The organism is Pseudomonas sp. TZ252, from assembly GCF_056110345.1.
The window spans coordinates 5,540,592-5,566,398 of record NZ_CM148566.1; the positions used below are offsets into that span (position 1 = coordinate 5,540,592).

Genomic DNA, 25,807 nt, shown 5'->3' on the forward strand with positions numbered 1-25,807 from the left:
GCCGTGCCCCTGCTCTTCGGGCCTCTTGCCAGTTCAGGTGCGGCGCCTCTTCTAGTTCTCCTCTCCCCGCCTCCGCTTCCAGCGGAATCCTGGGCGGCTATCTCGCCGGTCCTTCCCCCTCATAGTCCTGCAAGTTGACTGTGCGCTTCTCGTCCATGCAACAGGCCTTCCGCCATGGCCTGGAGGGAACTGGCTGCGGCACCTAGGTGCAAATAAACCCAAACCGATGGAAACCTGGTGCATTTCGCACCTTGTACCAGCAACTCGCTCGCGCCTATTCTGGTCAAACGATCAAGTCAAAAGATCAAGTCTCTATAACACAACAATAGGAGGCGACATGTCCTCTCACACTGCTCTTCCAATTGAGCCGCTCGATGTTCTGATCATAGGAGCCGGTGTGTCTGGCATCGGCGCTGCGGCTTACCTTCGACGTCACCAGCCGCACAAGGTGTTTGCGATTCTCGAGTCCCGGGAGCGAATGGGCGGCACCTGGGACCTGTTCCGCTATCCCGGCATACGCTCCGACTCGGACCTGTACACCTTCGGCTTCGACTTCAAGCCTTGGACCAAGGCGAAATCTCTGGCGGATGCCGCCGACATTCTCGAATACCTGCGAGAAGCCGTCGCTGAATACCAGTTGGACCCCTTCATCCAGTACCGGCAGAAAGTGGTCTCGGCGAATTGGCAGAGCGACAAAGGGCTGTGGGCGGTATGCGTCGAGGACGGCCACACGGCAGAAACCCGCACCATCGAATGCCGCTGGCTGTTCAGCGCAGGCGGCTACTACCGTTATGACCAAGGCTTCAGCCCACGCTTCGAGGGCGCGGAGCAGTTCAAGGGGCAAATCATCCACCCGCAACACTGGCCCGAGCGCTTGGACTATCGGGGCAAGCATGTGGTGGTCATCGGCAGCGGCGCAACGGCGGTGACCCTGATTCCCGCCATGGCCGACGAGGTCGCCAGCATCACCATGTTGCAGCGGACGCCCTCCTATATCGTCAACCAGCCCGCCAACGATTCCGTTGCCGCTTTTCTTCGCAAGATTCTGCCGGCGCAAACCGCCTACTCACTGACGCGCTACAAGAATGCCAAGATCACCCTGGTCTTCTGGCGATTCTGCCAGCGCTTCCCCGGGCTCGCCCGCAAGCTGCTCATATGGCTGACCCGTAGAGAATTACCGAAGGGCTATCCGGTCGACGTTCATTTCAACCCGCCCTACAAGCCCTGGGACCAACGCTTGTGCTCGGTTCCCGAAGGCGATCTTTTCAAGGCCATCAGTGCAGGTAAAGCCTCGGTCGTTACCGACCATATCGAGCGCTTTACCGAGTCCGGTGTCTTGCTCAAGTCCGGCACGGAACTGAAGGCCGATATCATCATCACGGCCACCGGTCTGAACGTGCAGTTGTTCGGCGGTATCGCCCTGCACAAGGATGGCGAGCCGGTAGTGTTGAGCCAGACGCTGGCGTACAAGGGCACGATGCTTTCCGGCGTACCCAATTTTGCCTTTGCGGTGGGCTATACCAACTCATCCTGGACGCTGAAAGTATGCCTGCTGTGCGACCACTTCTGTCGCTTGCTGGGCTTCATGGACAGCCAGGGCCATAACGTCTGCGAGCCGAAGGCGCCGGATGGTGTCGAAACCCGTCCCCTGCTGGATTTCGGGGCCGGATATGTCCAGCGGGCATTGGATGGCATGCCGCGCCAGGGGCCTCGCGAGCCCTGGGTGATGTCGATGGATTACTTCCGTGACATCAAGCTTTTGCGCCGAGGGAAGGTCGCCGACGAATGCCTCCGGTTCAGCACGGTGCCTGACGCCTACCTGCACAGAAGCGTGGCGCTTCAGACTCAGGGCGGCGGGCGATGACTGCGGATCGCTTCTGCGAGCTACCGGGCAAGCGTAGCCTCTGCTATCGCAGCCACGGTCCGGAAACCGCGCCTGCGGTCATCCTCATCGTCGGCCTGGGGCTGCAATTGATCTACTGGCCTGAAGCGCTCATCGCCGGCCTGGTCGAGCGGGGCCTGCGCGTGATCACGCTGGACAACCGTGACTCGGGCAGGTCTTTCTTCACCGAGGTCACCCCGCCCACGACCCTGCAACAGTTCTTCCGCAAACCGACTGCGGGGTATGACCTGGGCGACATGGCCGACGATGTGATCGGCCTCATGGATGGCCTGCGCCTGGGTGCGGCGCACGTCGTAGGGATGTCGATGGGCGGCATGATCGCCCAGACACTTGCCGCTCGTTATCCGCAGCGAGTCATGAGCCTGGCGTCCATCTTCTCGACGACAGGATCGCTGCGAGTAGGCCAGCCAGCGTTCAAGACCATCTTGCAGCTTCTCCGGCGTCCTCCCCGGAACCAGCGGGAGAGCGTTCGCGACTATGTGGAGATCATGCGTTCCGTCGGTACGACGCTGGAATGGGACGAGCAGGCCCATCGCGACTACGCCATGCAAGCCTGGGAGCGAGGCGGCGGGGAAGCGAGCAACCTCGGGATGGCGAGGCAGATCGGCGCCATCATCAACTCGGGCGACCGAACGCAGGAACTCCAGCGAATTCGCTGCAACACGCTGGTCATCCATGCTGAGAAAGACCTCATGGTCGCCACCAGCGGAGGCTTCGCCACGGCGGCGGCCATTCCCAGGGCGCGCTTGGTGCTGTTGCCGGGAATGGGGCATGACTTCCCCGCCTGCCTGACAGGAACGCTGCTTTCCCTGCTCGCAGGCCAAATGCATTAGTACGGAGCATCCCTTCAGGGGCGGGTGGGTGCCGCCCCTCTTTTTACACCTCGGGACTTGCATGGGGCTTTTCGAAGTTCGTGCTTATCCAGGCCCACATAAGACAAAAAGGTTCCCGGTTGATTCTCGACCGCAGAGCCATGCATCACACGCCGGAGCCGTTGGTTCGCCCTGCGCGTGAATTCCTCCACTGCCGTTCAACAACGACAAAAATCGAGCAAGAGGTACGTATGGAATTCAAGTTCTTACTCCCCGCCAAAGTCGTGATGGGACCCGACCTGCGTGAGCGCACCGGCGAATACCTGCGGGAACTCGGCATGGCGCATGTGCTGATCGTGACGGACGCCGGGGTAAAGGCCGCAGGCCTGTTGAATGGCGTGTATGCCAGCCTGAATGAGTGGGAGATCGCGTTCGACGAGATATCGGACGTCAAGGCAAACCCTCGCAGCGAAGACATCAACCAGGCGGCGCAGCTGTATCGCGGCAAAGGTATCCAAGGCCTGCTGGCCATCGGCGGCGGCAGCGCGATGGACGCGGCCAAGGCGATCAGCCTGCTGCTGACCCACGAGGGCCGGATCGAAGACTACGAGGGCTCTTTCACCCTCAGGCACGCCATCCCGCCTATCGTCGCCATCCCGACCACCGCCGGAACCGGCAGCGAAGTGACCTGTTTCTCGGTGATCACCGATACCGCCCGGCATTTCAAGATGAGCGTCCAGGATTACCGGGTGGGCCCCGTTCTGGCATTGCTCGACTCCCGCATTCTCGACACGCTGCCTGCATCGATTGCCGCCGCAACCGGCATGGATGCCCTCACCCACGCCATCGAAGCCTACACCTGCCGTGTGTCGAATCCGATCAGCGACGGGCTGGCGCTGCATGCCATCCGCCTGATCAGCCAATACCTCAGGCCCGCCGTACTGGAGCCGGGCAACCTGCATGCACGCGAGCAAATGCTGGTGGCCAGCCTGATCGCCGGCATGGCCTTCGGTAACGCGGACGTCGGCAGCGTGCACTGCATTTCCGAAGCCATCGGTGGCATGTACGACACGCCACACGGCGTGGGCAACGCGATCTTCCTGCCCTTCGTGTTCGGCCATAACCGCGACGCCGACATCACCCGCCACGCGCAGGTCGCCTACGCATTGGGTATCGACCCCAACCTCTCGCCGGCCGAGGCCGCCGAGGCCGCCGTTGGCTACCTGTTCCAGATGAGCAAGGACCTGGGCATCCCCCGCTTCGCCGAGGTGAAAGGCGTGCGCGAGGAAGACTTCCTGAGCATCGCCGAAAAGTCGAAGAAGAATTTCTCCGACGGCAGCAATGCCAAGCAAATGACGGTGGAAACCTACCGTGAAATCGTCGCCGCCGCTTACCACTACGTAGCGTGAAGGAGGCCCGTCATGAGCGAATCAATCGCCGGCGCTTCATTGAAGCGCACGCTGGGTCCGTTTTCCGTTCTGCTGTTCGGTCTGGCGTTCCTCGCTCCGTTGATCGTGTTCGGCACCTATGGCGTGATCACGCAGGCCAGCGGCAACACCACTGCGATGGCCTACCTGATCGCGGCAATCGGCGTGGTGTTCACGGCCTTGAGCTATGGCCGGCTGGTCAGGGTGTTCCCGGTCGCCGGTTCGGCCTACACCTATACCCGCAAGATGCTGAGCGCGAACCTCGGCTTCATGGTGGGCTGGGCCGCCCTGCTCGATTACTTCTTCATCCCGATGCTGATCTGGCTGCTCGGCGCCAGCTACCTCAACATGGCCTTTCCAGAGGTGCCGCAATGGGTGTGGATCATCGGCTTCATCGTCTCCACCTCGCTGCTTAATATCCTGGGCATCCAGGTCGCCAACCGCTTCAACGTGCTGTTGATGGTCGCGCAACTGGCCATCATCGTCGTGTTCATCAGCCTGTGCGTGCACTACATCGTCGCGGCCAACGGCCCTGGCGGGCTGCTGTCGGCCAAGCCGTTCTTCAACCCGGACGTGTCTTTCGCCACCAGCATGGCCGGCGCCGCCATTGCCGCGTACTCGTTCCTGGGCTTCGACGCGCTGTCCACGCTCAGCGAGGAGACCCGCGACCCGGGCCGGACACTGCCGCGCGCGATCCTGCTGGTCGCATTGATCGGCGGTTCGGTCTACGTCGGCTCGTCGTACTTCATGTACCTGGCGCACCCCTCCCCCGCCTTCGAGCATGTGGACGGCGCCGCCTTCGAGATCGCCCGCATGATCGGCGGCGACCTGTTCTTCGCCGTGGTCCTGGCGGGGATCATCATCGCCCACTTCGCCGCAGGCATGTCGTTCCAGGCCAGCGTGGGCCGGCTGCTGTACGCCCTGGGGCGGGACAACCAACTGCCGCGCAAGCTGTTCGGTGTCCTGCATCCTCGCTACAAGACCCCGGCCTTCAACATTCTGCTCTGCGGCATTTTCGGCTGCGCGGGTTTTGCCCTGACGATCGCCACCGCGACGTCCCTGGTCAATTTCGGCGCGTTTCTCGCCTTCAGCGCAGTCAACCTTTGCGCGTTGCGGCTCTCCTTCGATACCCGCCTCGGAGACGGGGCGGGCTTGTTGCGCGGGGTGTTCTGCCCGCTCGTTGGCCTGGTCACGGCCGGGTGGATGCTGGTCAGCCTGGATAAAGACGCGCTGATCATGGGCTGTAGCTGGCTGGGCCTGGGGGCGGTCTATCTCGCTTGCCGGACCAGCTTCTTCCGCAACCCGGTGCCCGACGCGCTGGCGTAGTGACCACCCTTCTATCGAACGCTCTGACAACAACCACAAGGCCGGCTTCGAGCCTGCCCTTCAATGGCGAGAATCGATATGCAAACCAAACTTCTGATCAATGGTGCCCTGGTGGCCGGCGAAGGCGAGAGCCACGCGGTGTACAACCCGTCCCAAGGCAACGTCCTGGTGCGAATTACCGAGGCCAGCGGCGCCCAGGTCCATGCCGCGGTGCAGAGCGCGGATGCGGCCTTCGACGCCTGGTCGCAAACGCCGCCCAAGGATCGCGCGGCCCTGCTGCTCAAGCTTGCCGAGCGCATCGATGCCCAGGCGCACGTGTTCGCTCGCCTGGAGGCGGACAACTGCGGCAAGCCTTTCAACGCCGTGCTGCTGGACGAACTGCCCGCCGTATCGGACGTGTTCCGTTTCTTCGCCGGCGCCGTGCGCTGCCTGCAGGGCTCGGCGGCGGGAGAGTACGTCGCGGGGCATACCTCGATGATCCGCCGCGACGCGGTGGGCGTGGTCGCCTCCATCGCGCCGTGGAACTATCCGTTGTTGATGGCAGCGTGGAAACTCGGCCCGGCATTGGCCGGCGGAAACACCGTGGTGCTGAAACCGTCGGAGCACACGCCGCTGAGTACCTTGAAACTGGGCGAGCTGCTTGCCGAGATCTTCCCCGCCGGCGTGGTCAACATCGTCCACGGTCGAGGTGCCTCGGTGGGTGAGCCGCTGACCAGCCATGCCCAGGTGCGCATGGTGTCGCTGACCGGCTCCGTGCGCACCGGCAGCCGGATCATCGAAGGTACGGCCGAGAGCGTGAAACGCATGCACATGGAGTTGGGGGGCAAGGCTCCTGTACTGATCTTCGACGATGCCGACATCGATGCCGCCGTCGAAGGCATCCGCGCCTTCGGCTTCTACAACGCCGGCCAGGACTGTACCGCCGCGTGCCGCCTCTATGTGCAGAAAGGGGTCTACCAGGAGTTCGTTCGCAAGCTCGGCGAGGCCGTATCCAACATCCGGTGCGGGCTGCCGGACGATCCGGCGACCGAGATGGGACCGCTGATCACCAAGGAGCATCTGGAGCGTGTCGAGGGGTTCGTGAACCGGGCCAGGGAGTTGCCGCACATCGAAGTGGTCACCGGCGGCAAGCGCGCCGAGGGTGCCGGCTTCTTCTTCGAGCCAACGGTCCTGGCCGGCGCTACGCAGGAGGATGAGGTGGTGCGCCGCGAGATCTTCGGCCCGGTGGTGACCGTCTCGTCGTTCGAGGATGAAGCCCAGGCGCTGGCTTGGGCGAACGACTCCGACTACGGCCTGGCGTCTTCGGTATGGACCGCCGATGTGGGGCGCGCTCATCGCCTGGCCGCCCGCCTGCAATACGGCTGCACCTGGGTCAACACCCACTTCATGCTGGTCAGCGAAATGCCCCACGGCGGGGTCAAGCTGTCCGGCTACGGCAAGGACCTGTCGATGTACGGCCTGGAAGACTACACCGTGGTGCGCCACGTGATGTTCAAGCACTGACCGCCCACACCCCGGACTACCCAGATCATTTTTCAAGAGGTTTGCATGAACAACATCGAGACGTTCGAAAGGCTCGAGTCCAACGTGCGGATGTACTGCCGCGACTTGCCCCTGGTGTTCGATACCGCCCAAGGCAGCAGGATCCGCGGCGAAGATGGCCGCGAATACCTGGACTTCTTCGCCGGCGCCGGCGCCCTGAACTATGGCCACAACGACCCGCGCATGCGCGATGCGCTGATCGCGTATCTGTCGGCCAACGGCGTGACCCACGCCCTCGACCTGCACACCACCACCAAGCGCCAGTTCCTGGAAGCGATCGAGCGCGACCTGTTCAAGCCACGCGGCTGGGACTACAAGGTCCAGTTCACCGGCCCGACCGGTGCCGACGCCGTCGAGGCGGCGTTGAAGCTGGCGCGCAAGGCGACCGGGCGTACCAAGGTCGTATCGTTCTACGGGGCTTACCACGGCATGACCGCCGGCGCCCTGGCCGTCACCGGCAACCGCACTCGCCGTGGCCCCGGGCTTTCCACCGACGTGGTGTTCGTGCCCTACGAAGACAGCCCCTATGGCGAATTCGACAGCATTGGCTTCCTCGAGCGCCTGGCCAACGACCAGGGCAGCGGCTCGGAGCTGCCGGCGGCGGTGATCGTCGAGTCGGTGCAGATCCAGGCCGGCGTCTACCCGGCTTCCAACCAATGGCTGCAACGCTTGCGCAAGTGGACCACCGACCACGGCGTGCTGCTTATCTGCGACGAGATCCAGGCCGGTTGCGGCCGCACCGGCGACTTCTTCGGCTTCGAGCGCTCCGGGGTGGTGCCGGACCTGATCACCTGCGCCAAATCGATCGGCGGCTTCGGCCTGCCGATGGCGATCGTGTTGCTTCGTGCCGGGCTGGATGTATGGCAACCGGGCGATCACATCGGCACCTTCCGCGGCAACCAGTTGGCGTTCCTGACCGCCCGCATCGCGCTCAGCTATTGGCACGATGAGCAGTTCCTGAAATTGCTGGCCGACAACTGCGCGGCCATGGAGCGCGCAGTTGCCGGCTTTGCGGAAATTCCAGGCGTCGCGTCCGCGCGTTGTCGCGGCATGATCGCCGGCATCGATTTCGGCCGCGGCAACGTCGAGGTCGCCAAGGACGCCCAGCAGCGCGTGCTGCAAGCGGGCGTGCTGGTCGACCGCTGCGGCCCGAATGGCGAAATCATCAAGTTGATGCCACCGCTGAACACTCCGACCGACCAACTCGAAGGCGGCCTCAGGGCCTTCGGCGAATCGGTCGCGGCAGCGCTGGGAGAATAGCTGCCAGGGTCACCCTTCGGCCTGTGTTGAAGCGCAGGCCGGAGACCTGTTGGACATCAGCCAGAACAATAATCAGGAGACCTCGAGCGTGCGTGAACACAATGATGAAAGCTTCGAGTTCGAAGTGTCCGTGATCGGGCTCGGAGCCATGGGAACCATCATGGCCCAAGCGTTGCTCAGGCAAGGCAGGCGCGTGGCGATCTGGAACCGCTCGCCCGGCAAGGCCGCGGCGCTCGTCGCCGCTGGCGCTCACCTGTGCGAGAGCGCCGAAGCCGCGCTGGCTGCAAGCCCGGCCACGATCTTCGTGCTCCTGGACAACCAGGCGACCCACGAGGTGCTCGGGATGCCAGGTGTGATGCAGGCGCTGGCCAACCGTACGATCGTCGATTACACGACCAACGCCCGGGACGAGGGCCTGGCGCTTCAGAGTCTCGTCAACCGCGCGGGCGGCCATTACGTCAAAGGGATGATCGTGGCCTACCCGCGCAACGTTGGTCGTCGCGAAAGCCACAGCATTCATACCGGTGATCCTGAGGCCTTCGAACGGCATCGGGCGCTGCTTGAGGGGCTTGCCGGTCATACGACGTTCCTCCCCTGGGACGAAGCATTGGCCTTCGCCACCGTGCTCCACGCGCATGCGTTTGCCGCGATGGTGGCTTTCTTCGAGGCCGTGGGGGCTGGTGTCCACTTCGGCCTGCCGCCTTCGAAGACCGCTCGGCTCATGCTCGACACGTCGCGCTTTTTCGTCGCCGATGCACTCGAGGAAGCGGTCCGTCGGCTGGAAGCGCAGGATTTCGCAGGCGATCAGGCGAGGCTCGATGTGCATGCCCAGGCCTTCGCCCATATCGCCGGAGCCCTGCACGCACAAGGGGCCTGGACGCCGGTCTTCGACGCGCTGTGCCAGGCCGTGCAACGCGCGGCAGCCATGGGCTATGGCGACCAGGACATCGTAGCCGTCACCCGCCTGTTCGCCCGCGAATGCGACACCGCAAGCGCGGCGGGACAGTGACTGCGCTGCGCTTCTAAGGTCCTCGTGGATAGCGCCCGAAGACAACAACTATAAAAAATCGCTGGAGAATCATATGCGCCGATTCGGTTTTCTACTGGCTGTCCTTGTACTGGTCATCTTCCTGAGTGCACTGTTTTCGAAGCCTTCCGTCGTCAACCGCGGGACGGCTCAGCGCATGGAGCACTACCCCACCGTCGGTATCGGAGACATCTTCCGGGGGCACTAGCCAGGCCTCGGGCGACAGACAGCCTCAAAGCCTGCCATGCGGTCGCTGCCACCCGTTCGACAGCGACCGTGTGCGCCTCAGTGGTCTATGGCTCCGCTGGCGCCAAGGCCGGTCTGGCCTCGTACGTACTGGTCGGCGAAGGCTGCCCTTTCCGCCATGGCCCGCTTGGTCCGGTCCAGGCGGGAAACGCCATACGCCACCAGGAACGCCAACGGCATGGAGAACAGCGCAGGCTGGGTATAGGGGAACAGCGGCTCGGCGAAGTGCAACACATCCACCCACACCAGCCTGGAGAAAACCACGAAGCCCATGGCGCTGAACAACCCGACGTAGCCACCGGCCAACGCGCCACGGGTGGTCAGCCCCGACCAGAACATCGACAGGAACAGCACCGGGAAGTTGGCCGAAGCGGCGATGCCAAAGGCCAGGGCGACCATGAAGGCCACGTTGATGTTCTCGAACACGATGCCCAGGGCTATCGCCACCAAGCCAAGGCCCAGGGTCGCCAGCTTGGTTACCCGCAGCTCCTGCGCCTCGCTGGCCGCGCCCTTCATGATCACCCGCGCATACAGGTCATGGGCGATGGCGGACGCCCCGGCCAGGGCCAGGCCTGACACCACGGCCAGGATGGTGGCGAAGGTCACGGCGGAGAGGAAGCCCAGCAGCAGGTTGCCTCCCACTGCCTGGGCCAGGTGCATGACCACCATGTTGCCCCCGCCCAGCAGCTTGCCTCCCGCTTCCCCGCCCTCGAAGAACCGGGGCTGCTGGCTGACGATCACGATCGACGCCAGGCCCAGCAGGAAAATGACATTGAAGAAGTAGCCGATGAACCCGGTGGCGTAGAGCACCGACTTGCGCGCCTCCCGGGCATCGCCGACGGTGAAGAAACGCATCAGGATGTGCGGCAGCCCGGCGGTGCCGAACACCAGCCCCAGGCTCAGCGATAGCGCGGTCAACGGGTCGGCCAGCAAGCCACCAGGGGCCAGCAGGCGTTCGCCCAGGGCATGGCTATCCATCGCCTGGCTGACCAGCCTGTCATAGCTGAAGTCGAATTCGCGCATCGCCAGGAACAGCACCAGCGAGCCGCCGACCAGCAGCAGGAATGCCTTGACGATCTGCACCCAGGTGGTTGCCACCATACCGCCGAAAGTCACATACAGCATCATCAGCGCACCGACGATCACCAGGGCGATCTGGTAGTCCAGGCCGAACAGCAGCCTGATCAACTGCCCGGCCCCGACCATCTGCGCCACCAGGTAGAAACACACCACGGTCAGCGATCCGATGGCGGCCATGGTGCGCACCTTGCCCTGGTCGAGACGGTACGAGGTGATGTCGGCGAAGGTGAAGCGGCCCAGGTTGCGCAGCCGCTCGGTCATCAATAGCAGCAGTACCGGCCAGCCCGCGAAGAAGGCGATGAGATAGATGTAGCCATCCATCCCGGAGCTGTAGATGAGCGCGGTGATTCCCAGCAGCGTGGAGGCGGACATGTAGTCGCCCGCCAGCGCCAGGCCGTTCTGCCAGCCCCGGATACCGCCACCGGCGCTATAGAAATCCGCCGTCGAATGGGTCCGTCGCGCCGCCCACCAGGTGATGCACAGGGTGAACAGCACGAACACCATGAACATGCCGATGGCATGCAGGTTGAGCGGCTGGCGCTGGCCAGCGTCCAACGCGGGCGAGGCCAACAGCAGGCCGGAGTGCAGCGACAACGCCAGGGGAAGGAGCTTCTTCATGCGCCCTGCTCCTCTTCCAGCCCAGCGACCAGAGCCTGGGTCAGGCGATCGAATTCGCCGTTGGCGCGGTACACATAGAGCGCCGACAAGGCACAGAAGAACACGAACAGGAACACGCCGGCCGCGACGCCGAAGGTCATGTTCGAGCCCTGCGCCAGACGCCTGGCAATCAGCTCGGGGCAGAACGATACCAGCGCGATGTAGCCGTGGAACGTGGCCAGGATCAGCAGGAGCAGGCTCAGGGTGAAACGGTTTCGGCGCGCCACCAGTTGCTGGAACCGGGCACTGGCGCGGATACGCGCGTATAGCAGGCTGGACATGGGACACCTCGGGCAACCTAGTTATTGTTATGGAATATGCGGGTGCGGCAGCGCCATCAGCGGCCGGCGTCGCCGGCCTCCTCCTCCTGCCGGGCCCACTCGCGCAGGACGAACTTCTGGATCTTGCCGGTGGCGGTCTTGGGCAGTTCGGTAAGCGTCACATGCCGCGGTGCCTTGAAGTGCGCCAGGCGCTCGCGGCACCAGCGGACCAGATCGTCACCCGTGGTTCTGGGTAAGGCATCCGCCCGCAAGGCGACGAACGCGTGGGGTGTCTCGCCCCAGCGCGAATCCGGGCGCGCCACCACCGCGGCCTCGACCACCTCGGGGTGCTGGTAGAGCACTTCCTCGATCTCCAGCGAGCTGATGTTCTCGCCGCCGGAAATGATGATGTCCTTGGCCCGGTCCTTGATTTCCACGTAGCCGTCCGGGTGCAGCACGGCCAGGTCGCCGGTGTGCAACCAGCCGTCGGCCAACGCGGCACGGGTGGCCTCGGGGTTGTGCAGGTAGCCTTTCATCACGGTGTTGCCCCGCACTACCAGTTCGCCAAGGGTGCGGCCGTCGGCCGGGACCGGACGGCCGGTGTCGGTATCCAGCACCGTGGCCTCCTCGAGCATCGGGTGGGCGACGCCCTGGCGGCTCATGAACTGGGCCCGGGCCTCCAGCGGCAATTCGTCGACCCCCGGCTGCCACAGGCACAGGGTGCTGGGGCCGTAGCTTTCGGTCATGCCGTAGGCGTGGGTGATGCTGAAGCCGCGTGCTTCCATGGCGGCGATGACCGCGCTGGGCGGCGCGGCGCCGCCGGTGATCACCGATACCGGCACGGCAGGGACGCTGGCATGCTCGGCATGGATCAGCATCGACATCACCACCGGCGCGGCGCTCAGGTGGGTCACCGCATGCTCGGCAATGGCGGCGTGGATCGCATCTGGCTGGACCTTGCGCAGGCATACGTGCGTGCCACCGGACAGCGTCACCGCCCAGGTATGGCTCCAGCCGTTGCAGTGGAACATCGGCAAGGTCCACAGGTAGACGCTGCGCGGCCCCAACTGGAAGATCAGCGCGCCGGCGCAGGCGTTGAGGTAGGCGCCGCGGTGATGCAGGACCACGCCCTTGGGATCCCCCGTGGTGCCGGAGGTGTAGTTGATGGCGATCGACTGCCATTCGTTCTGCGGCGCACTCAGCGGCCGCCCCGGGTCGCCCTGGGCCAGAAACGCCTCATAGTCCAGGTCGTGAGCGAGGTCGGCTCGCTCGGCCTGATCATCGTCGATGCCCACCAGCAAGGGCGGCGCATCGAGCATGGCCAGCGCCTGCTGGGCCACGGCACCGAACTCACGGTCGCAGATCAGCACCCTGGCCGCGCAGTGGCGCAGGATGAAGGCGATGCTGCGTGCCTCCAGGCGAATGTTGATGCATACCAGCACCGCCCCGGCACCGGGTACGCCATAGTGGGCCTCGAGCATTTCCGGGATATTCGGCGCCAGTATCGCCACCCGCTCGCCCGCTTGTACGCCGACCCGCTCCAGGGCACTGGCCAGGGCGCAACTGCGCTCGTGCAACTGGCGGTAGCTGTAGCGCCTTGCGCCATAGACCACCGCATCGCGCTGCGGGTACACCTGCGCGGCACGCTTGAGGAACGACAGCGGCGACAGCGGGACATGGTTGGCTTCGTTGGGAGCAAGCTCGTGCTCAAGGGTCGGAACCATCATGGCAGCCACCTCATCGACACATTGCTCGGGTCTTGCACGCACATACATACCTCCTGTTCTTGTTGTTATTGCGCCAGGGCGCGCTACAGGCTGCTGCACAGATGGCCGCCATCGACCACGATCTCAGCGCCGCTCATGGCCCGCCCGGCATCGCTGGCGAGCAGCAGCAAGGCGCCGTCCAGGTCCGCCGGCACGCTGAAGCGGCGGCTGGGGATACGCGAGCGCAACTTGTCGCCGGCCTCGCTGGCCAGGAAGGCCTCGTTCAGGTCGGTCATCACGTAGCCGGGCGCCAGGGCGTTCACCCGGATGCCATGGCGCGCCAACTCCAGCGCCATGGCGCGGGTCAGGTGGGCCAGGCCGGCCTTGGCCGCCAGGTAGGGGCCGACGGCGCCGGCCACACGGCTGGCGAGGATCGAAGTGACATTGATCAGGCTGCCGCCCTTCCCCGCCGCGACCATGCGCCTGGCGCTTTCCTGGGCCACCGCCCAGGCGCCCTTGAGGTTGGTGTCGAGCACGCGGTCCCAGCTTTGATCGTCGCAGGCCAGCAAGGGCTGGCTGTCGCTCACCCCCGCATTGTTGACCAGCACATCCAGCGGGCCGGCGGCATCGAGCACCCGGCAGATATCCTCACGGCAGGTCACATCGAGGGCAAAGGCCTGCGCCCGCCCTCCCGCCACCTCGATGGCCTCCACCAGTGCCTGCAGCGGCGCCTGGCGCCTGGCAGTCACCACCACCTCGGCGCCTGCGGCGGCCAGGGTCATGGCGAAGTGGCGGCCCAGGCCGCTGGAGGCTCCGGTCACCAGGGCGCGGCGCCCGTCGAGGGCGAACAGTCGGGTCAGGTTCGGCTGCATCAGCGGGCCTCCAGGCGCTGGTCGAGCAGTTTCTTCGCCAGGCTCATGCGGTGCACCTCGCTCGGGCCGTCATAGATGCGGAACGGGCGAATGTCGCGGAAGATCCGCTCCACCACGGTGTCTCCGGTCACCCCGCGCCCGCCCAGTACCTGGACGCAACGATCGACCACCCGCCACAACGCCTCGGCGCTGATCACCTTGGCCATGCTGGAGTCGACATTGGCCCGCCGGCCCTGGTCGAGCACCCAGGCACAGTGCCACACCGCCAGGCGCACCACGTGCAGGTCCATCATGTTGTCGGCCAGCATGAAGCCCACACCCTGGTGCTCGCCCAGCGGCTTGCCGAAGGCGTCGCGGGTGCGCGCATAGTCGCAGGCGATGTCGTGGGCGCGACGCGCGGCGCCCAGCCAGCGCATGCAGTGGGTGAGCCGCGCCGGCGCCAGGCGCACCTGGGCATACCGGAACCCCTTGCCGATCTCGCCGAGCACATCGCTCGCCGGAATACGCAGGTTGTCGAAACGCAGCTGCCCGTGGCCACCGGTGAAGCAGCTGTCCAGCGAGTCCAGCTGACGCTCATGGATGATGCCGTCGCGTTTCATGTCGGTCAGGAACATGGTCGCCGTACCATCCTCCATGCGCGCCATGATGATGCCGAAGTCGGCGCCTTCTGCGCCGGTGATCAGCCACTTGCGGCCATTGATCAGGTAGTCGTCGCCATCGCGGGTGGCGGTGGTGCGCAGCATCGAGGGGTCCGAGCCGGAGCCTGGCGCAGGCTCGGTCATGGCGAAGCAGGAACGGGCATGGCCCTGGACCAGCGGGCGCAACCAGCGGTCTTTCTGCGCCTCGGTGGCGACCACGTCCATCAGGTGGATGTTGCCTTCGTCCGGGGCATGGATGTTCAGCGCCACCGGGCCCAGCGGCGAGTAGCCGGCCTCTTCGAAGACGATCGCCTTGGCCACGTGGCTCAGCGCCAGGCCACCCATTTCGCGGCTGGCGTGGGGCGTCAGCAAGCCGGCCGCGCGGGCGCGGGCCACCAGGTCCTGGCGCAGGGCGTCGCTGGGGCCGTGGCTGTCCTGGCGGGGGTCGTTCTCGAGCGGGATGACCTGTTCGGCGATGAAGTCTCGGGTCTTGGCCTGCAAGGCGAGCAGTTCGTCCGGGAGGGTGAAGTTCATGGTTGTCCTTCTGGGTGCTTGTCTGTCGGGAATGAGATGGCTGACGCCGTTCAGGGCAAGGCCTTGGGATTGCTGATGGCCAATCGGGCGAGGGTGACCTGGCGCAATGTCTCGACCAGGGTTCTATGGTTTTGCGGGGCGTCATGGCTGCCCAGGCGAATGGCCCGTGCCTGTTGGCGGCGCAGGTCGGGCAAGGCTGCGGGCGCCTCGTCGACCAAGGCGGCCAGACGTGTCCGCTCCTGGTCCTCGGCCAGAGCCCCCAGGCGGCTTTCGCGGGCTGCGATGGCCATGGCATTGGCGATCATCAGGGCCGGGTAACGCAGCTCGCCGGGCAGCGCTGGCAGCAGTTGCTCCAGAAGCGTCGAGCGAGCGATGTCGAGCAGTTCATGGGCATCGGGCTGGGTCATGGCGCTTCGGCTCCGGTCATGTGCAGGATGTCGAGCTCAAGCTCCGGCAGCAGTCGTGCGGTCAGTGCCAGCTCAATGGACGGCTCTTCGCCGGACAGATGGCGCTGGCCTTGCTGCAGGGCGATCACCGCCCAGCGCAGGGTGGCCATGACCTGCCAGTAGTGCAGTTGGCTGCGCTCGATACGCAGCGGAGACACCTCGTGGTAGCCCCCCAGGAAGTCCTCCAGTTGGCCGATACCGCCGGCCTCGAGGTCTGGGCGGGTGAAGCGCCAGCAGCGGGCGGTGAACCAGCCGAGGTCCTCGCACGGGTCGCCCCAGCCGGTGAACTCCCAGTCGAGTACGGCTTCGAGTCCCTGTTCGCTGGCCAGGTAGTTGCCGGTGCGGTAGTCACGGTGCAACAGACACAGGATGCTGTTGCGCGGTGCGTGCAGCTCGCACCAGCGCAGGCCCCACTCCAGCACCGGATAGGCATCGGCGAGGGTGTCGAGGTAGTGGCGATAGGCGTCGATGGTCGCCAAGGCCGGTGAGCGGGTTGGCATCGGCAGGAAATCCAGCGCGGCGCACGGCGGGCGAACCTGATGCAGGCGCGCCAGGTTGGCGCCAAGCTGCGCCGCCAGCTGCGCCCGGCCCTGGGTGCCGGCGCCAGCGCTGAGCAAGCGACCGGCGGCGACACCCGGCACGTACTCCATCAGGAAGAACACCCGCCCATGCACGCGCATATCGCGGCACAGCCACAGCGGGCGCGGTACTTTCACACCGGCCTGATGAACCACTTGCAGCACCGCGAACTCCTGTTCGCGGTCAAGGCTGGCGGGTAGCGCGGAAAGCGCATCGCTGCGCAGCACCCAACGCCGGGCGCCAGCCCAGGGGCCGCCTTCGATCAGCAGGTCCAGCAGCCAGTTTTCCTGGATGGCGCCGCCGCTCAGGCGCTGGCGTGCCTGGATGACCACCCGCTTCGCTGCGGCGTGCTCGCGGATGAACTCGACCAGTGGCTGGTCGTCCGGGGCCACGAATGTCTCGCCGTCCCGTACGGTCGTAGGAGGAGTGCTCATGGGGTTGTAGGGCCTGCCTGTAGTCATGTTGTCAGACAGCTTTAGCAACGCCTGGGCCAATTTTCGGGATATGCCTGTAACCCGCGCGCTCTCTGGCGCCAGGTTTTTCCATGGCGCTCGACGAAGCAATCCGGGTTTCACTTTTGCAACGAACTGATTCAGTATCGAAACAATTCAATCCTGAACAGGTCTCGACATGCGTCCTCCCCTTTCCCAGGTTGTCGTGCTGGTCAGTCACCTTCAACGACCTCGGCAGCGCAGTCGCCTCGCCAGCCTGGTGGCCGGCCTGGCGGCGGGCTACCCGGACGTCCATATCGAGGTGCTCGACACCTCGGTATCCGAAGCCCTGCAAACCGCCCGCGATCTCGAACAGCGCGGCAAGGCCGACGTGTTCGTCTGTGCTGGCGCCACTGCCGCCTACCTGCGTAGACACCTGGCACGTCCGGTTCTGACGATGCGTGTTGGCGGCGGAGACCTGTTGCGTGCGCTGGAGCAAGCTCGCGAACACTCCTCCCATGTCGCCCTGCTCAGCTACAACCGCATCGACCGGGACCTGCAAGCCATGCGAACGCTGTTCACGGTGCAGGTTCACCAGGTCGCCTACACCACCCTGGAAGAGGCTCGCCAGGCTGTCCTGGAGGTAGCCCGGCTGGGTTGCCGCAGCATCATCGGTTCGTCGACGGTGGTGGAGCTGGCGGAACAGGCAGGCCTGCACGGCGTGCTGTCGCTGAGCGAAGACACTGCGCGCAAGGCGCTCGAGGAAGCCATGGGAGTCCTCGACAGCCAGCGCCTGGAGATCGCCAAGCGGCGGCATCTGGACGCGGTGCTGCAACACATTCCAAGCGGTGTGGCAGCGGTCGACAACCAGGGTGTGGTGCAATCGCTCAACCCTGCCCTTGCCCAGTTGCTGGAGTTGCCGGTCAGCTCGGCTCTGGGTCGACCGTTACAGCAGCTATGCCCGGAGCTTGACCTGCAACAGGCGCTAGAGGATGGCGGTGGCGAGGAAAACCGGGTGATCCGGCTGGGCTCGCACGCCGTGGTCAGCAATCTCCTGCCGATCCTGGAGAATGGCGAGCGTACCGGCCTGGTGCTCACCTGCCAGGACATCACCGCCGTGCAGCGCGCGGATCAACGCATCCGCTCCACTCGCCGTCCAGGTGCCTTCACCGCGCGTTACCGGCTCGAACAACTCAACGGCGCGAGCAAGGCCAACCGTGAGATGTTGCAGCTGGCCAAGCGCTTTGCCGCCAGCCATTCGACCATCCTGATCACTGGCGAAAGCGGCACCGGCAAGGAACTGCTCGCCCAAGGGATCCATAACGAGAGCCCTCGCCGGCACGGGCCTTTCGTCGCCATCAACTGCGCGGCGTTTCCCGAGTCGCTACTGGAAAGCGAACTGTTCGGCTACGAGGAAGGCGCCTTCAGCGGTTCGCGCAAAGGCGGCAAGCCCGGCCTGTTCGAGGCGGCGCACCGTGGCACGCTGTTCCTCGACGAGATCGGCGACATGCCTGTGTCGCTGCAGACTCGCCTCCTTCGTGTATTGCAGGAGCGAGAGGTCTTGCGCCTGGGCGGCACCGAGCCGATCTCCATCGACGTGCGCATCGTCGCCGCCACCCACAAGGACCTGGGGGCCGCCATGAAGGATCGCGAGTTTCGCACCGACCTGTATTACCGGCTGAATATCCTGCGCTTGCAGACCACGCCCCTGCGCGAGCGGCCCGAGGACATCCCTCTGATTTGCCAGGGAATCAGCCAGCGCCTGCTGGTCCAGGGCCAGCCACCGGGTGCCGCAGGCATAACGACGCTCCTGCTACCCTACCTCGTCCGCCATTCCTGGCCCGGAAACGTCAGGGAACTGGAGAATGTCATCGAACGGGCGATGCTCTCCGCCAGCGAAATCTTCCATGAGCACGGCGTGGATGAGCATTACCTGGCTCGCGTGCTGCCCGAGCTATTCGAAGGCCAGCCTCAGCCCAGGTCCCGGAAAGAGCCATCGCGCACAAAGGATTTGCACGCCATCGGCAAAACCGCGCAGTTGCGCTACATACAGGAGACGCTGGACAGCTGCCAGGGCAGCCTTGACGAGGCTGCGCGTCGGCTCGGGATCAGCCGGACCACGCTGTGGCGGCGGCTTCGTTCGGCACGCTGAGCAAAACGATGCGCCTGGGCGATGCGGAACTCGCCCAGGCATGGACGCGGCCGGTGCCGTGAAACTCAATTGATCAGCGGAACCTGCTTGCCGATCTGCAACGCCTCCAGCGCGTCCAGTTGCGCTTCGATCTGCAGGAAGCGCATGGCCCGCCGAGGTGACATCTTCTCGGCCACTTCCTGCACGTACCGGTGCAGCACGGCCAGCTGTTTCTCCTGCAATCCCCGATAGAGGTCGACCATCCTCGAAGCTTCCGCGTCGGTAATGCTGCCGGAACCATAGGCGCGGGCATATTCGAGCAGGAGCTGGAATGTCTCCTTGTGCAGGCTGTCCGTCTCGCCTCGGTAGCGTGAATAGATCGGCCAGAACGTCTCGGCTTCGGTGCCGTCCAGCGCCATGTTTGCCTCGACCATCCGTTTGCGCTTGTAGTTGATGGTTTCCAGCTGGTTCCTGATCTTTTCCTTGTGCTCGTTCATCACCTGCTCGACCGATGGCAGGGGTTCGTCGGCATGAGCGGCAAGGGAAAGGGTCGCGACCAGGGTGGCCACGAAAAGCAAGCGCCTGGACATCGGCGTTCTCCTTCTGGGTTGATCGAATGGATTCATGCTGCCGCGGTGCGATGCGACATCAACGGGCCCCGCTCCTCAGGGCGATCCTGGGCGCCCACTCCAGCCATTCGTCATTGGCCGAATCGAACAGGGCGAAGGTCTGCCCCGGCTTGGCGGGCTCGCCCATCTGCGCATTGTTCGGGGTGGCGAAGGCAATGCCGCCCTCCATCAGCGCCTCCATCGACTCGGTGCGTAGCGACAGGCCTTTGAACAGGCTGGCGTCGACGCCGAAGCCGCTGGCATTCCAGAAACGGCTGCCGGTACGCACCAGCGGTACGTAGCGCGGTTCGATGAGGATGCTGATCAGCACCCGGTCGGCCTGTTCGCCCAAGGCCAGGTCGACGACCTTGCCCACCGGGATCTGCCGGTAGGTCACCAGGTTGCCCGGCTTGATCGAGCCCTTGCGCGGCGCACTGAGGGTCAGCCGCAGGCCGCTTTCCCGGCCCAGCAGGTTGGGCGCTTCGGCGAGAGTCTGGAAGCGTGCCTGGCGCTCGCCCGGCGTGCTCGACGGCAGCGCCTCGATGTAGGGGCCGCTGACCAGGGTTCCGAGGTTCTCGGTACGCAGCAGGCCGAGCGCCGGACGTACCACCCAGAAGCGGGTTCCGCTGCGGGCGACGCGCTCGCCGGCGGAAGTCAGGCGGGCCTTCATCAGTACCCCGGAGAGGTCCGGGTTCAGCTCGACGCTTTCGATCTTGCCGATGTCCAGGCCCTTGAAGCGGATCGGCGTGCCTTCGCGCAGTCCATCGGCATTGTCGATGCTCAGCTGGATCTCCACGCCACGGGCCATCGCCGCCTCCTCGCTGTCGAAGAGGGTGAAGCGCCGCACCTTGGTCACGGTCGGCGCCTTCGGATCGAGGGTGTCGAAGGAGATCCCGCCGGTGATCAGGGTCTGTAGCGACTCGCTCTTCACCTGCACGCCGCTGAGGTTGCCGGACAAGGTGATCCCGCTGGAGTTCCAGAAGCGCGTCGAGGTATTCACCAGGTGCGCGTACTCCGGCTCGATGTGCACACCCACCACCACTCGCTGGCGGTCGCGCGACAGCTGGTAGCTCTGCACGCTGCCGACGCGGACCTGGCGGTAGAGGATCGGCGCGCCGATATCGATCGAGCCGAGCTTGTCGCTGGTCAGCACCAGGTGCAGGCCGGGCGCGTCGGTGTTCAGCGGCGGCGCTTTCGGGCGGATGGTGAACTCGCGACTCGGCGCGCCGCTCTTGGCGAAGCGCACGTCGATATAGTTACCTTTCACCAGGGCCTCGAGGCCGGTGATGCCGGCCAGGGAGATGCTTGGCTTGACGGTCCAGAACTCGGTGCCTTCCAGCAGCATGTCCTCGACCCGCGGATCCATCGCCAGGTCGGCAGTGGCGCTGCTGTAGTCCTTGTCCATGTCGATCGACTTGACCAGGCCGACCTGCACGCCGTTGAACATCACCGGGGTGCGGCCCGGATCGATGCCGCTGACGTCGTTCATCTTCAGCTTCACGCGCAGACCGGCCTGGGCCGCGTCGTAGTCGTCGTACAGACGGAACGGCTTGCTCGGATCGGTCGGCGGGCTGTCGCCTCGACTATCGGAAGTAGCGAAAGCGATGCCGCCGGCCGCCAGGGTCAGCAACGATTCGCTACGCACCTTGAAGCCGGACAGGCCGCCGGAAATGGAGATGCCGCTGGCGTTCCAGAATCGCGTGTGCTTGCGCACCAGGTCGGCGTAGGCCGGCTCGATGTGCACCTTGATCTCGATGGTCCTCTGGTCATCGCCCAACTGGAAGCTCTTCACCTGGCCGACCTGGATCTGCCGGTAGAACACCGGGCTGCCCTGCTCCAGGGAGCCCAGGCGATCGGCCTTGAGGGTCAGGTGCAGGCCGGGCAGCCTGTCGGAAAGGGGGGGCGGCTGCTTCAGCGCGGTGAAGTTGCGTTCTTCCTTCTCGCCCTTCACCGGATCGACCGCGATGTAGACGCCGGATACCAGGGTTTCCAGGCCGGTGACGCCAGCCAGGGAAACCCGCGGCTTGACCAGCCAGAAGCGGGTACCCTTGCTCAGGTACTGGCGCGCCTCCTTGTCCATTTCGATGGTGGCCACCACGCCCTTGATATCTTCGCTGACATCCAGCGCGACAACCTTGCCGACCGCGATGCCCTTGTACAGCACCTCGGTCTTCTTCGCCTGGATGCCATCGCTGCTCTCGAAGCGCACCTGGATCAGCACCCCTGCCTGGTCGTAGGCGCGCCAGCCCAGCCAGGCCCCGATAGCCAGGGCCACCAGCGGCAGCACCCAGATCGCCGACCAGTTCGAGGTCTTGTGTTTCTTCGGGCTTGGCAAATCACTCATTCTCGTCGTCCAGATTGGTGTTGTCCCAGATAAGCCGGGGGTCGAACGTCACGGCGGCGAACATGGTGAGCACCACCACGCTGGCGAAGGCGGCGGCGCCGAGATTGGCCTCGATGCTCGCCAGGTTGCCGAAATTGACCAGCGCCACGAGGATGGCGATGACGAAGATATCGAGCATCGACCAGCGCCCGACCCATTCGATGAAGCGGTACATCATGATTCGCTGGCGGGCCGACATCGGCTGGTGCCGCTGCACCGAATAGAGCAGCAGGGCGATGCCGACCAGCTTGAAGGTGGGGACGACGATACTGGCGACGAACACCACCAGGGCGATGGGAAACATGTCGGCCTGGATCAGGGTCACGACCCCGCCCATGATGGTCGCCGGGGAGCCCTTGCCGAGCATGTTGACGGTCATGATCGGCAACAGGTTGGCGGGAACGTAGAGAATCATCGCCGAGATCAGCAACGCCCAGGTGCGGGCAATGCTGTTCGGCCGCCGAGGATGCAGCTTCGCGCCGCAGCGACTGCAACGCGGATGCTCGTTCCCGTCGGCGCGATTCAACTGGTGGCACTCGCCGCAGACCAGAATGCCGGCATCGATCGCACGCATTGTCGTTCTCCAGGATCTCTGCCGGGACGGTGATGGTTTGTCGTCGTCCAGCGCGGCGGCCAACCTGTGCCTTGCCCGGCAGGGAATGGGCACGGGGAAACCACCTGTCGGGGGAGGCTGCCGTCGGAAGACGATTCTGTTCGGGGCGTTACAGCGATGGCATGGGTTCGGCCACTCACGCGCATCAGTTGTCCGCTCGGCTCGATCTGGCCAGGCTGGGCCGGACTCGCTATTCATGCCGCTTGGACGACGATCGAGCGCTGGGATCGCATGATGCTTATATAGTTCACATGAGTCAATATTGTCTCATGTGTTTTTCTCCATCGCGCTATACGGAGCCAAGCGGCGATCCTGCCAGGGAGGCATCATGGCATTCGCCACGGAAGGAAGGACCCCCGGAGAGATTGTGGCGCGCCTCCTGTCTCATGCCGATGCAAGTGGCGGTATCGGCCGAGAATCCCTCGACACCGAGAAGCGGCTTTTCCGCGTCCAGGCATGGGACGATAGGAGCACTCGGGTAGCCCTGGATCGATACTCGCTTTACAGGCAGGAACACCGGCGGGCCTCTTCCGGGGCTCCTCCAGTGTCCTGCTGCACACCTCTGAGGCTCCGATATCCTCCGAACCTCGTCTTTGCCCGGTTCCTCTTTCAGTCAATCGCCGCCCGCGTCCCAACCCCGTCCACCAACCGCGCAATCCCCAATGGGTTGCCATCCTTCAGCGCTTCCGGCAGCCACGCGTCCGGGTAGTTCTGGTAGCACACCGGGCGCAGGAAACGGTCGATGGCCAGGGTGCCCACCGAGGTGCCGCGGGCGTCCGAAGTGGCCGGGTACGGGCCGCCGTGGACCATCGCGTCGCAGACTTCCACGCCGGTCGGGTAGCCGTTGAGCAGCAGGCGTCCTGCCTTCTGTTCCAGGAGCGGTACCAGGTCGGCGAAGGACGCCAGGTCTTCCGCTTCGGCGATCAGGGTCGCGGTGAGCTGCCCGTGCAGCCCATGCAGCGCGCGCTTCAGTTCGGCGTGGTCGGCGACCTCGACGACCACGCTGGCCGGGCCGAAGACTTCTTCCTGCAGCAACTCGTCGCCCTCCAGCAGCAGGCTGACGTCCGCCTGGAACAGTTGCGGCCGGGCCTGGCGGCCCTCCTGCGGTTGCCCGGCGAGATGGCGGACGCGCGGGTGGGCGTGCAGCGCCGCCAGGCCTTTTTCATAGCTGGCCAGCGTGCCGGCGTTGAGCATGGTCTGCGCCGGCTGGTCGTCCATGCGGGCGGCGAAGCGTTCGAGGAACGCCGAGAATTGCGCAGAGCGGATGCCGATGACCAGCCCGGGATTGGTACAGAACTGGCCGCAGCCGAGCACCACCGAGGCACTCAGTTCGTCGGCCACGGCCTCGCCGCGCTTCTTCAGCGCCGCCGGCAGCAGCACCACCGGGTTGATGCTGCTCATCTCGGCGAACACCGGGATCGGCTGCGCCCGGGCGGCCGCCATGTCGCAGAGGGCGCGGCCGCCCTTCAGCGAACCGGTGAAGCCGACCGCCTGGATCGCGGGGTGGCGTACCAGCCGCTCCCCTACTCCGCCGCCGTAGATCATGTTGAACACGCCCGCCGGCATGCCGGTGCGCTCGGCCGCGCGGAGGATCGCCGCGGCGACCCGTTCGGCGGTGGCCATGTGTCCGCTGTGCGCCTTGAACACCACCGGGCAGCCGGCGGCCAGGGCCGCGGCGGTATCGCCGCCGGCGGTGGAGAACGCCAGGGGGAAGTTGCTCGCGCCGAACACCGCCACCGGGCCGAGGCCGATCCGGCACTGGCGCAGGTCGACGCGTGGCAGCGGCTTGCGTTCGGGCCGGGCGCGGTCGATGCGCGCGCCATGGAAGTCGCCGCGCCGCAGGACTTCGGCGAACAGGCGCAGCTGGCCGCTGGTGCGGTTGCGTTCGCCCTGGATGCGCGTGGCCGGTAGCGCGGTTTCACGGCAGACGATGGCGACGAAATCGTCGTCCAGCGCGTCGAGTTCGGCGGCGATGGTATCGAGGAATTCCGCGCGGCGGCTGGCCGGCAGTTGCCGGTAGTGCGGGTAGGCGCTGGCGGCGGCTTCGGCGGCGGCGTCCACTTCTTCCGGGGTGGCTTGCACGAAGCGGTACGGCAGCGCCTCACCGCTGGCGGCGTCGAGGCTTTGCAGGAAGAGCGTGCCGGCCGCGCTGCGGGCGCCGCCGATGAAGTTGTGTCCGAGGATGGCTGTCATGTCGACCTCATACAGGGGAAGCCCCGCCGGGGATGGCCGGCGGGGTTGGAGCCAAGGCTCCGCAGGAATGAAGGAAACCGTGCCGCGGGTCTCTCGTGGAGCTCCGGCCTATGCACGGCGGTGGGGCTTCAGAGCGCTACCACCCGCCCCGGCGTCAGTGCGGTCTCGACGGCGGCGATGCCATTGCGCAGCGGCGCGCCGAACTCGGCCATGGCGATCTCGAAGACATCCCCCGGAGCAGCCTTGATCCCGTCGGCGAAGGACAGCGTGGCGGTACCGAAGTAATGCACGTGGACGTCGCCCGGACGGAGGAACTGCGCGTACTTGAAATGGTGGTACTCGAGGTTCTCCAGGCTGTGGCACATGTTGTCCTCGCCGGAAAGGAACGCCTGCTGCCAGAGCACTTCGCCGTCGCGCAGGATCCGGCTCTCGCCCTGCAGGTGGCGCGGCAGTTCGCCGACTCGCAGCTCCGGCCCGTAGCAGCAGGCGCGTAGCTTGGAATGCGCCAGGTACAGGTAGTTGCGGCGCTCCATCAGGTGGTCGGAGAACTCGTTGCCCAGGGCGTAGCCGAGCCGGTAAGGCCGGCGGTCATCGCCGATCAGGTAGAGCCCGACCAGCTCCGGTTCCTCGCCGGCGTCCTCGGCGAAGGCCGGTAGCGGGAAGTCCGCGCCGGGGCGCACGACGATGCCGCCGTCGCCCTTGTAGAACCATTCGGGCTGCGCGCCGACCTGGCCCGCCGGTGGCTTGCCGCCCTCCAGGCCCCACCTGAAGATGCGCATGGTGTCGGTCAGCGCGGTCTCGTCGCCCTGGTTCTGCTGGTGCATGCGGTCGCGCGTCGCGGCGCTGCCCAGGTGGGTCAGGCCGGTGCCGCTGACCAGGCAATGGGCCGGGTCGTCATGATCCAGCGGCGGCAGCACCCTTCCCTCCTCCAGCAACCCGGCATAGTCCGGGCCTGGCTCGCTGCCTCGGCGCAGCACCTCGTCGTGCAGGCCGCTGCCCGCGCGAATCGCCGCCAGCCCCAGTTCGCGCGTGCTGCGCACGCCGCGCAGCACCTGTATCCGGGCGCCTTCGACGACGCCGACCCGGCGCTGCCCTGCCCGGTCCTCGAATTGAATCAGCCGCATCTCGGCTCC

The 25,807-nt window shown here is 65.4% G+C and carries 20 protein-coding genes; 8 read left to right on the forward strand and 12 right to left on the reverse strand.

Annotated elements, in window-relative coordinates:
• Positions 1-337: 337 nt before the first annotated feature.
• The 7 genes from ACYAF3_RS25575 to ACYAF3_RS25605 all read left to right on the forward strand — a co-directional run bounded on the left by ACYAF3_RS25575 (position 338) and on the right by ACYAF3_RS25605 (position 9,279).
• Positions 338-1,864: a flavin-containing monooxygenase gene (locus tag ACYAF3_RS25575; protein ID WP_010794177.1), complete on the forward strand. Its 1,527-nt coding sequence runs from the start codon at positions 338-340 to the stop codon at positions 1,862-1,864.
• Positions 1,861-2,736 carry an alpha/beta fold hydrolase gene (locus ACYAF3_RS25580; RefSeq protein WP_003144183.1) on the forward strand — a complete coding sequence of 292 codons (876 nt, stop codon included), beginning with the start codon at positions 1,861-1,863 and terminating at the stop codon, positions 2,734-2,736. The genes ACYAF3_RS25575 and ACYAF3_RS25580 overlap by 4 nt, the downstream gene beginning before the upstream one ends.
• A gap of 230 nt (positions 2,737-2,966) precedes the next feature.
• Positions 2,967-4,124 carry an iron-containing alcohol dehydrogenase gene (locus tag ACYAF3_RS25585; protein WP_003158800.1) on the forward strand — a complete coding sequence of 386 codons (1,158 nt, stop codon included), beginning with the start codon at positions 2,967-2,969 and terminating at the stop codon, positions 4,122-4,124.
• A 12-nt stretch (positions 4,125-4,136) separates the two neighbouring features.
• Positions 4,137-5,468 carry an APC family permease gene (locus ACYAF3_RS25590; RefSeq protein WP_034038954.1) on the forward strand — a complete coding sequence of 444 codons (1,332 nt, stop codon included), beginning with the start codon at positions 4,137-4,139 and terminating at the stop codon, positions 5,466-5,468.
• Between the two features lie 78 nt (positions 5,469-5,546).
• Entirely contained in the window at positions 5,547-6,971 is a 1,425-nt protein-coding gene (locus ACYAF3_RS25595; RefSeq protein WP_021205588.1) for a gamma-aminobutyraldehyde dehydrogenase, read from the forward strand.
• Positions 6,972-7,016: 45 nt separating this feature from the next.
• Complete coding sequence (locus tag ACYAF3_RS25600) at positions 7,017-8,270, forward strand: aspartate aminotransferase family protein (protein ID WP_012614185.1); 1,254 nt, start codon at positions 7,017-7,019, stop codon at positions 8,268-8,270.
• Positions 8,271-8,358: 88 nt separating this feature from the next.
• Positions 8,359-9,279, forward strand: coding sequence for an NAD(P)-dependent oxidoreductase (locus ACYAF3_RS25605; protein ID WP_003122778.1), 921 nt, complete (start codon positions 8,359-8,361; stop codon positions 9,277-9,279).
• 303 nt (positions 9,280-9,582) lie between these two features.
• On the opposite strand, the gene ACYAF3_RS25610 is transcribed toward ACYAF3_RS25605, so the two are convergent.
• From ACYAF3_RS25610 to ACYAF3_RS25640, 7 genes are all read right to left on the reverse strand, one after another.
• Positions 9,583-11,241, reverse strand: coding sequence for a cation acetate symporter (locus tag ACYAF3_RS25610; protein ID WP_003158805.1), 1,659 nt, complete (start codon positions 11,239-11,241; stop codon positions 9,583-9,585).
• The gene (locus ACYAF3_RS25615; RefSeq protein WP_003089157.1) at positions 11,238-11,561 is read right to left on the reverse strand and encodes a DUF485 domain-containing protein; all 324 of its coding nucleotides are present in this window, start codon (positions 11,559-11,561) and stop codon (positions 11,238-11,240) included. The genes ACYAF3_RS25610 and ACYAF3_RS25615 overlap by 4 nt, the downstream gene beginning before the upstream one ends.
• Before the next feature lie 56 nt (positions 11,562-11,617).
• On the reverse strand, positions 11,618-13,264 hold the full coding sequence (locus ACYAF3_RS25620; protein ID WP_011666659.1) for an acyl-CoA synthetase: 1,647 nt from the start codon (positions 13,262-13,264) through the stop codon (positions 11,618-11,620).
• A gap of 86 nt (positions 13,265-13,350) precedes the next feature.
• The gene (locus ACYAF3_RS25625; RefSeq protein ID WP_003123438.1) at positions 13,351-14,118 is read right to left on the reverse strand and encodes an SDR family NAD(P)-dependent oxidoreductase; all 768 of its coding nucleotides are present in this window, start codon (positions 14,116-14,118) and stop codon (positions 13,351-13,353) included.
• A complete protein-coding gene (locus ACYAF3_RS25630; protein ID WP_010794173.1) occupies positions 14,118-15,290 on the reverse strand; it encodes an acyl-CoA dehydrogenase family protein in 1,173 nt (390 codons plus the stop codon). Before ACYAF3_RS25630 ends, ACYAF3_RS25625 begins: the two co-directional genes overlap by 1 nt.
• 50 nt (positions 15,291-15,340) lie before the next feature.
• Positions 15,341-15,697 carry a DUF6285 domain-containing protein gene (locus ACYAF3_RS25635; RefSeq protein WP_033957400.1) on the reverse strand — a complete coding sequence of 119 codons (357 nt, stop codon included), beginning with the start codon at positions 15,695-15,697 and terminating at the stop codon, positions 15,341-15,343.
• Positions 15,694-16,749 (reverse strand): phosphotransferase family protein, encoded by a 1,056-nt coding sequence (locus ACYAF3_RS25640; RefSeq protein WP_016253453.1) that lies wholly within the window; start codon positions 16,747-16,749, stop codon positions 15,694-15,696. Before ACYAF3_RS25640 ends, ACYAF3_RS25635 begins: the two co-directional genes overlap by 4 nt.
• Positions 16,750-16,945: 196 nt before the next feature.
• Here ACYAF3_RS25640 and ACYAF3_RS25645 point away from each other — a divergent pair, with 196 nt between their 5' ends.
• A complete protein-coding gene (locus ACYAF3_RS25645) occupies positions 16,946-18,898 on the forward strand; it encodes a sigma-54-dependent Fis family transcriptional regulator (protein ID WP_003144202.1) in 1,953 nt (650 codons plus the stop codon).
• A gap of 65 nt (positions 18,899-18,963) precedes the next feature.
• On the opposite strand, the gene ACYAF3_RS25650 is transcribed toward ACYAF3_RS25645, so the two are convergent.
• The 5 genes from ACYAF3_RS25650 to araD1 all read right to left on the reverse strand — a co-directional run bounded on the left by ACYAF3_RS25650 (position 18,964) and on the right by araD1 (position 25,798).
• The gene (locus ACYAF3_RS25650) at positions 18,964-19,467 is read right to left on the reverse strand and encodes a hypothetical protein (protein WP_003089145.1); all 504 of its coding nucleotides are present in this window, start codon (positions 19,465-19,467) and stop codon (positions 18,964-18,966) included.
• Positions 19,468-19,525: 58 nt separating this feature from the next.
• Entirely contained in the window at positions 19,526-21,829 is a 2,304-nt protein-coding gene (locus tag ACYAF3_RS25655; protein ID WP_023115351.1) for a PqiB family protein, read from the reverse strand.
• A complete protein-coding gene (locus ACYAF3_RS25660; RefSeq protein ID WP_023115352.1) occupies positions 21,822-22,442 on the reverse strand; it encodes a paraquat-inducible protein A in 621 nt (206 codons plus the stop codon). The genes ACYAF3_RS25655 and ACYAF3_RS25660 overlap by 8 nt, the downstream gene beginning before the upstream one ends.
• A gap of 648 nt (positions 22,443-23,090) precedes the next feature.
• Complete coding sequence (locus tag ACYAF3_RS25665) at positions 23,091-24,674, reverse strand: aldehyde dehydrogenase (NADP(+)) (protein WP_009876401.1); 1,584 nt, start codon at positions 24,672-24,674, stop codon at positions 23,091-23,093.
• Positions 24,675-24,802: 128 nt separating this feature from the next.
• A complete protein-coding gene (araD1, locus tag ACYAF3_RS25670) occupies positions 24,803-25,798 on the reverse strand; it encodes an AraD1 family protein (RefSeq protein ID WP_023087527.1) in 996 nt (331 codons plus the stop codon).
• Positions 25,799-25,807 lie beyond the last annotated feature (9 nt).